Source organism: Bacillus haikouensis (assembly GCF_013179555.1).
Classification (GTDB): domain Bacteria; phylum Bacillota; class Bacilli; order Bacillales; family Bacillaceae_B; genus Rossellomorea; species Rossellomorea haikouensis_A.
Genome location: NZ_JABMCR010000192.1, coordinates 1 through 8,110, shown reverse-complemented (window position 1 = coordinate 8,110; position 8,110 = coordinate 1). Strand labels below are relative to the sequence as shown.

General features: G+C 41.4%; 8 protein-coding genes. 1 reads left to right on the top strand and 7 read right to left on the bottom strand.

Going from position 1 to position 8,110, the window contains the following annotated elements; all coding sequences use genetic code 11:
- The coding region (locus HP456_RS16500; protein WP_172253067.1) for a PAS domain-containing protein at positions 1-973 on the bottom strand (973 nt) is incomplete at its 3' end.
- Positions 974-1,109: 136 nt separating this feature from the next.
- On the opposite strand from HP456_RS16500, the gene HP456_RS16495 reads away from it, so the two are divergent.
- Positions 1,110-1,349, top strand: a complete 240-nt coding sequence (locus HP456_RS16495; protein ID WP_172253065.1) for a DUF2627 domain-containing protein — start codon at positions 1,110-1,112, stop codon at positions 1,347-1,349.
- Positions 1,350-1,377: 28 nt separating this feature from the next.
- Here the strand turns inward: HP456_RS16495 and HP456_RS16490 are convergent, their stop codons facing one another.
- From HP456_RS16490 to HP456_RS16465, 6 genes are all read right to left on the bottom strand, one after another.
- Positions 1,378-2,109, bottom strand: a complete 732-nt coding sequence (locus HP456_RS16490) for a glycerophosphodiester phosphodiesterase (protein ID WP_172253063.1) — start codon at positions 2,107-2,109, stop codon at positions 1,378-1,380.
- A 168-nt stretch (positions 2,110-2,277) separates the two neighbouring features.
- Positions 2,278-3,057 carry a sporulation transcription factor Spo0A gene (spo0A, locus tag HP456_RS16485; protein WP_172253061.1) on the bottom strand — a complete coding sequence of 260 codons (780 nt, stop codon included), beginning with the start codon at positions 3,055-3,057 and terminating at the stop codon, positions 2,278-2,280.
- A gap of 361 nt (positions 3,058-3,418) precedes the next feature.
- Positions 3,419-4,708 carry a SpoIVB peptidase gene (gene spoIVB, locus HP456_RS16480; protein WP_172253059.1) on the bottom strand — a complete coding sequence of 430 codons (1,290 nt, stop codon included), beginning with the start codon at positions 4,706-4,708 and terminating at the stop codon, positions 3,419-3,421.
- Between the two features lie 123 nt (positions 4,709-4,831).
- Positions 4,832-6,541, bottom strand: a complete 1,710-nt coding sequence (gene recN, locus HP456_RS16475; RefSeq protein WP_172253058.1) for a DNA repair protein RecN — start codon at positions 6,539-6,541, stop codon at positions 4,832-4,834.
- A gap of 164 nt (positions 6,542-6,705) precedes the next feature.
- Positions 6,706-7,155, bottom strand: coding sequence for a transcriptional regulator AhrC/ArgR (gene ahrC / locus HP456_RS16470; RefSeq protein WP_172253069.1), 450 nt, complete (start codon positions 7,153-7,155; stop codon positions 6,706-6,708).
- A 623-nt stretch (positions 7,156-7,778) separates the two neighbouring features.
- Positions 7,779-8,110 (bottom strand): SAM-dependent methyltransferase (locus tag HP456_RS16465; RefSeq protein ID WP_376766227.1); only part of this gene is annotated, 332 nt, incomplete at its 5' end.

The following is an 8,110-nucleotide window of genomic DNA, read 5'->3' as shown; positions in this document are numbered from 1 at the left end:
CTATGATTGGGGCGACATTCACAATAACCTCTTTACGTTTTGGTCCCACTCTCATCCGTGTCCCCCGGATTGACCTTCTTGTCTGCAGGACTTTCAAGTGGATGCTTTCCCCTTCGGATATATCCGCGGTCGCCGGTTTTCCGATCACCTCATCCTGGGTCAGACCGGTAATTCTTGTATAGGCAGGGTTTATGAGAATCCCTTTCCCCTCTTCATCTACAACCGATATGGCATCATCGCTGGAATGAATGATCGCTTCAAGCATGGTCTGGATTTCTTTCAGGTTGGTTATTTCTTCTGCGAGATTCACCACTTCTGTTATATCTTTAAATACAGTGAATGCCCCCATTACCTCCTCTTCCTCTGTTATCATCGGAATTCGGTTAGAGATGATCTTCAGTCCATTGTCCAGTACCACTTCCTGATTGATTTCTGTTCGTCTTGTTTCCAATGTCGTCGTTAGTTTACTTCCGGGAATCACATCATTGATATGCTTTCCAACCGCATCTTCACTGTCGATGCCAATCATGCGCTCAGCACTTCTATTGAACAGCATGACAATCCCTTGAAAGTCAATGCCAACCATCCCATCATCCGTCGAATTGAAGATCAAGTCCCTCTTAAATGATTCGCTCGTCAACTGATGAATGAGTTCCTCTTTTTCTTCCAGCAGTTTCGAAATAAGGAATGCCACACTGCCGGGGATCAGCACCGTATTTTTTCCTCTTTCTTCCCTGACAGCTTCGAAAACTTTTTGATCACCGGTAACTTCAACTACAATATCAACAGAATCATCAAGGAATTCCCTCCAATCACTTCCTGCAGGGATTCCCCACTCTTTTGCCAGACGAAGACCGATCGCTTCTTCATTCAGGTCCGATATACCGATGATTTTCATTAAAGAAACTTCATGGAGGATTTTCAGGATGGCTGTTCCTCCTTTACCTCCTCCGATGATTAAAACATTTTGCAATTTATTTCACCTCAGACTCATACATCTGCAATTTTTTTCACATCTGATTCATATTTTACATCACTTGTTAGCTCTTGACAATTTTCCATATGGAGTTAGAATTTCAATTAGTGAAATAAAAAGGAGTTAGTCCAAAATGGTACGTATTATTGCACTGATTATCATGCTGATCCCCGGTGCATTGGCAGCACTAGGAATCAAATTAATGAGGGATATGCTATTTGGGATTCTACAGCCTCCCATCCCTTTTCTAGGGTTGCAATTTATCATAGGTTTGATATTCTTTCTAGCCGGACTCGGTTTCATCGCAGGATTTGTGCTGCACCGGGATCGAAAACGGAACAAAGTACAAGATCGCTTTAATAAAAAAAGCTAGCGTGTGCATATGCACACGCTAGCTTTTCTCATTGCAGCTCCTCCTTCTTCCTGATTGCCTTCTCTGGAAAATCCGTGACGATGGCCGAGCAGCCTATAGAGAACAACCGCTTCATCTGATGGGCTTTATTCACTGTATATGGTCTGACAGCGATTCCGTTTTTTATCGATTCCGAGATGATTTCATCCGGTGCAACTTTCTGGTTGGGATGAATGGCAGCGGCACCAAGAGACCTGGCATAGATCCAAGGCATATAAAGACCTGTAGAATAAAGCGGTGCTATTTCAATTGAAGAATCAAGCCGGCTGCATGCAACGATCGAGTAATGGTTGAAAGAAGAAATAATAATACGATCTGAGTAGCCATATTTATTGATCATACGTACAACCTTCTCTTCCATACCCTCGTAATCCATGATACTGTTCTTCAATTCGATATTACAGACCAGACTGTTACCTTTCATCCAGTCAAAGACTTCACTGAGGGTGGGGACTTTTTGTTTGTTGAACAACTTTTTTTTAAATGTATAATTTGCATGTAATTTACGGAGATCCTTGAAATGATAATCCTTGATATATCCTTTTCCATTCGTTGTCCGGTCAACAGTTTCATCGTGAATGACCACTATTTCACCATCCCTGGTCATTTGAACATCAAGCTCTATACCATCTGCACCCACTCTTTCCGCTTCCAGAAAAGCATCCATCGTGTTCTCGGGATGGGTACCTGCTGATCCTCTATGAGCAAATATCAAAGTCATTACTTCACTTCCCGTGTGATTATTTGTACACTTGCAATACCCACATTCCTCTTTCTTCACCTATTATATGTTTAAATCCCTGTTCAAAGAAATAAAAAAACCCAATAAATCATGGATTTATTGGGGGCAATCTCTATTTAGGAAGAAAATGAATGATTACTTATCCTTTCAAGAAGCCTTGTGCTCAAGTCTAAGCTTATCAGCAACCATGGCGATGAATTCACTGTTGGTCGGCTTCGCTTTGGACATGCTGACGGTATAACCGAACAACGAAGAAATTGAATCGATATTGCCGCGGCTCCATGCCACTTCAATGGCATGGCGGATTGCCCGTTCCACACGTGAAGCAGTCGTATTATATTTCTTCGCAATATCAGGGTAAAGGACCTTGGTAATTGAACCAAGGAGCTCAATATCGTTATAAACCATAGAAATGGCTTCTCTCAGGTAAAGGTACCCTTTAATATGTGCCGGGACACCGATTTCATGAATGATGCTCGTTATGCTTGCATCTAAATTTCTAGGTTTTGACTCTGTAGTTAATCTGGATGAGGAATGTTTTTTGATGATCGGGTTTGATTTTCCACTGACTTGTCTAATATGACTAACGAGATTTTCCATATCAAATGGCTTCAGGATAAAATAGGATGCACCAAGATCGACTGCCTTTTTCGTTACATCTTCCTGTCCGAATGCCGTGAGCATGATGACATTTGGGATCTTTTTCTTTTCACGAAGGCGTTCCAGTACAGCAAGACCGTCCAAATGAGGCATGATAATATCAAGCACCAATACATCCGGGTCCACTTCTTCTAATAAGTCGAGGCATTCTTGACCATTATGTGCTATTCCTGCTACTTCCATATCATCCTGCGAAGCAATATAGTCTTCCAGTAAAGAAGTTAATTCCCTATTATCATCCACTACACAAACTTTAATTGATTTCACTACAGGTTTCCTCCTCGGATCCATTTTAATTCATATCTATATTTTTATTCTAAATTACTTTTTCGACAATGCAACCATAAATCCTTTTATTTTTTAAAAAATACCAATAAATATATTATTTTCTCTAATTTACTTTGTTTTCCTCTATTATTCGACCTCTTTCGCTATTCGTTAGCACCTTTGTCGAATAATCTTTATTTTAACAAGATAATTGGGTACTGACAAATCGACCTTTAAAAATCAATTGAAGATATTCTTGCAAAACACCGTTTCCCGAGACATGCCTCAGAGTACTTTAGAACCAGTTTAAAAAAACCCTATAAGTACCGATTGTTCCGGCACTTTATAAGGGTTTGTAAAGTCAGCTTGCTCTTTTATGATTTTGTTTATAGATATCGATACCTGCCTCGCTCAGCATCCACTCGATATGGACACCGTATCCGCTGGTCGGATCGTTTACAAATACATGGGTGACTGCCCCGATCAATTTTCCATTTTGGATGATCGGACTGCCGCTCATCCCCTGTACAATACCGCCTGTTTTTTCTAATAATTCAGGATCAGTGACTTTGATGACCATCCCTTTAGTGGCAGGGAATTTCTGTGGAATCGTACTGACAATTTCAACATCATACTTCTCCACTTCACTTCCGTCTACTACTGTAAGAATTTGTGCCGGTCCTTCTTTTACTTGGTGAGAAAGCGCAATTTGCATTGGTTTATCCAATATATTATTTTCAACTGATTGATTGAGCTCCCCGAAGATACCGAAAGGACTGTTCCTTGTAATGTTTCCGATTACATTTCTATCTGCCGAGAAACGTGCAAGTTTCTCCCCAGGTTTACCACCGCTGCCTTTTTCGATGGAAGTCACCTCGGAATGTACGATTTCCCCGTCTTCCACGACAATCGGTTTCTTTGTGTCCATATCCGAAATAACATGTCCCAATGCCCCATATTTTTTTGACTGAGGATCAAAAAATGTCATTGTTCCAATCCCCGCTGCAGAATCACGGATATACAAACCGAGTTTATACGACTCTTCCCCTTTTTCCTTTAAGGGGAGCAAAGATGCATTCACTATTTCATCTTCACGCTTTACCACTACATCCATGCTTTTACCTTCTTCTCCTGCCTTCTGGACAAATGGAGCAACATCTGCAAGCTGTTCAATTTTTTTCCCGTTTATTTCAGTGATCATATCACCGACTTGGATTCCCGCTTTTTCACCCGGTGATACTTTTCCGTTTGAAGTTTCGACCAAGTGATGGCCGACCACCAGAACCCCGACAGTGTTTAATTTCACTCCAATCGACTGACCGCCCGGTATAACTTTAAAATCCTTTAGTACTTCCACATTTACTTTCTTAATCGGAAGACCGGCCAATTCAAGTACAACTTCATCTTTTCCGACTGATTTCCCCTGAATGGAGAGCAGTCCTTTCTCTTCACTTACTCCAACATTCTTATTCGTAAACGAACTCACGGCAGCAACAGATGAAGCTTTGGGGAGAGCAACTTGATCCCCTTCCATTACCCTTAATGAATTCGGGATATTGACTAATTGTTGAACAGGTTCATAAAAACCAAAAAAACAAAGCGAAACAAGGAGAATCCCACCTATAAATTTCCTTAACCAGTCTAACCTCACTATTTTCACTCTCCTCGCTTCAATTGCACATTCACTTACTTGGCTACAGTCTTAATTTTGCCTTTTAAAGCCACATTTATAACTGGTAATAAAGAAAAAAAGCTACCCTGACTGGATAGCTTTTCATGTTTCTTTTATTGAACTTGCCAGTTGCAGAAGCTCTTTGGCATGCTCCTGTGTCAAATCTGTAATCTCAACACCTGAAATCATCCGGGAAATTTCACTTACTTTCTCCCGTTCCTCCAAGCGTTTGACAGATGTACTCGTGCGGCCTTTTATAAGCTTTTTCGATATGAACAAATGACTGTCAGCCATAGCAGCAACCTGTGGCAAGTGGGAGATGCACATGACTTGAGAGTGGGTGGCAACCTGATAGATCTTTTCTGCAATGGCCTGAGCAACTCTTCCGCTAACTCCTGTATCGACTTCATCAAAAATAATTGAAGTAATTCCTTGATGCTTGGAAAAAATCGTTTTCAAGGCAAGCATAATCCTTGAAAGTTCTCCGCCGGAAGCAACTCTTGATAATGGTTTCAACGGTTCGCCCGGATTGGTGGAGATATAAAATTCAACTTGATCCCATCCATCTTTTTTAAACTGTGAGAAGGAGAAAGACTTCTCTTCATTGCTGCCGATAAAACGCACCTCGAATTTTGTTTTATCCATATAAAGCTGTTTCAGCTGCTCGTGGATACTTACAGTCAGTTTCTTTGCCCATTTTTTTCTCGATTGAGTCAAATTATTAGCTTCCACGATCAAGTCTTTTTCAAGAGACTGCAGCTTATTCTGCAGCTCCTCTACATGTGAGTCTTTATTCAGGATCGTTTCGATTTCCTCTTCAATTTTTGAACTATAAGCAAGGATTTCTTCCACTGATGATCCGTATTTTCTTTTTAGACCGTTGATTTCATTTAGCCTTGTTTCTATCAGATCCAAGCGATCTGGTTCAAATTCCAACTGATCCAGATCTCCCCTTATTTGATGCACGGCATCTTCTAAAACATAAAATGCATTCGATACTGCCTCAAGTGTTTTCTGAAATTGATTGTCAAGATCCGCAGCCGTTTCGAGATGGCTCATTGCCAACCCCGTCCAATCGAGTCCCTTACCTTCACCCTGGATACTGTTATATGAAGTTTGAAGCGATTCGTATAATCTTTCGAAATTCATCAGCTTCCGCTTTTCTTCAATAAGCTCTTCATCCTCGTTCAACTGTAAATCAGCTTCCTGGATTTCTTTGAGCTGAAAGGTAATGAGATCCAATCGATGGGCCATCTCTTTATCATTTTCATTCAATCTTGTCAATTGCTTATATAGTGTACTGTATTCTTTATATACTTCCCGATATGAGGCTGAATTAACATCAATTTCTTTGCCTCCGAATTGATCAAGAAGGGACAGATGCAAATGTTCATTCATCAATTCTTGATGTTCATGCTGTCCATGTATATCAATCAGAGCACCGCCGATCTCCCTCATAATGGCGATCGTGACCAGTTTACCATTCACTCTGCATACACTTTTTCCATTATTCGAGATCTCTCTTCTGAGTACAATCATCCCTTCTTCAATCTCAATCCCGAAACTTGATGCCTTTTCGTGACAGGGATGTGCTTCATCATCGAGAATGAATAAACCCTCTATCTCTGCTTTTTTCTCTCCATGGCGAACATATTCCGCAGAGCCTCTTCCTCCTACAAGGAGATGGATCGCGTCAATGATGATGGATTTCCCTGCCCCGGTTTCACCAGACAAAACAGTTAGTCCTTCTTCAAACGAAAGGGCCAGAGTATCGATAATGGCAAAATTTTTAATAGATAATTCTTGTAACAAGAAACATTCACCTCAGTTGATAAGGGACTTATAGATGTTTAATACATGATGCCAAAAAAGGATAGTATGATAACTAAACCTTTTTCACTTTTGCAAACCAAAGTCAAGTGAAAAGGGTGAAAAACTTTTCACCCGAGCAATTGTTCATATTGATTTAATTGATTTTATAACATATCGAGAAAACGTTCAGTAATGACTTTTGTTTCGTCTTCTGTCCTGCAGATAATCAAACATGTGTCATCTCCACAAATCGTACCCAAGATCTCTTCCCAATCCAGATTATCAATCAGGGCTCCAATTGCATTTGCATTACCAGGAAGTGTTTTCATAACAAGCATATGACCTGCAGTATCAATCTTAACGAACGCATCCGTCAACGTTCTTTTCAACTTCTGAAGAGGGTTGAACCGCTGGTCTGCAGGGAGGCTGTATTTATATCTGCCGTCCATCAATGGGACTTTGACCAGATGCAATTCTTTAATATCCCTGGAGACCGTAGCTTGAGTCACATTAAAGCCTGAATTCTTAAGGCTGTCAACCAGCTCATCCTGAGTCTCGACATCTCTATTCGTAATGATTTCTCTTATTTTAATATGTCTTTGTCCTTTGTTCATCATAGAACTTACACCTCTAACCTGGAATTAAACCTGTATATTTATACCTCTACGCTTATAGTAGCCTATTTTATGGAGAAGTACAACAGAAAAGCGGAGGCGGCTTTGCTCAGAGGCGGGTGGCATAAGACGAACCGGACATGAAGGCGTTTTTTGCCTTCTTGGCTGGTTTGGCTTATGACATGTGCCTCTAAGCCCCGTAGCTGGACAACAGAAAAGCGGAGGCGGCTCGATCAGCCCCGACAAGCATAAGATAAATGGGCAGGGAAGGCGTTTTTTGCCTTCTTGGACCATTTAGCCTATGACCTCGAGGGGCTAGCCGCCGGAGCTGGACAATCGAAAAGCGGAGGCGGCTCGATCAGCCTCGACAAGCATAAGATAAATGGGCCGGGAAGGCGTTTTTTGCCTTCTTGGACCATTTAGTTTATGACCTCGAGGGGCTAGCCGCCGGAGCTGGACAATCGAAAAGCGGAGGCGGCTCGATCAGCCCCGACAAGCATAAGATGAATGGGCCGGGAAGGCGTTCTTTGCCTTCTTGGACTATTTAGCTTATGACCTTGAGGGGCTAGCAATATCCAGTTAAAAATAAATATAGACTGCCCCTATCCGGAGCAGCCTGAATATTATTGATTATTTGCTTTAAATTGACTGTGCGCTTCATCGATGATCTCATGCGGAGTGACAGTTAGAAGGGAACTTCCTTCCCTCTCTTCCCCCGTCCAGCGCAGGTGAATCAAAAATTCGATGTTTCCGTCTCCACCGGTGATTGGTGAATAAGACAATCCATGGATGTCATATCCTTCTGATACAGCTAAGACCATGATTTTTTCAATAACAGCATGGTGAACTTTAGGATCTCTGACAATCCCTTTCTTACCGACCTGATCCTTACCCGCTTCGAATTGCGGCTTAATCAGTGCAATACAATCACCACCGGGAACTAAGAGAGTTCTTA

Coding starts and splice junctions, on each gene's coding strand:
- HP456_RS16495 (WP_172253065.1), top strand. CDS start 1,110: ATGGTACGTATTATTGCACTGATTATCATGCTGATCCCCGGTGCATTG.
- HP456_RS16490 (WP_172253063.1), bottom strand. CDS start 2,109: ATGACTTTGATATTTGCTCATAGAGGATCAGCAGGTACCCATCCCGAG.
- ahrC (WP_172253069.1), bottom strand. CDS start 7,155: ATGAACAAAGGACAAAGACATATTAAAATAAGAGAAATCATTACGAAT.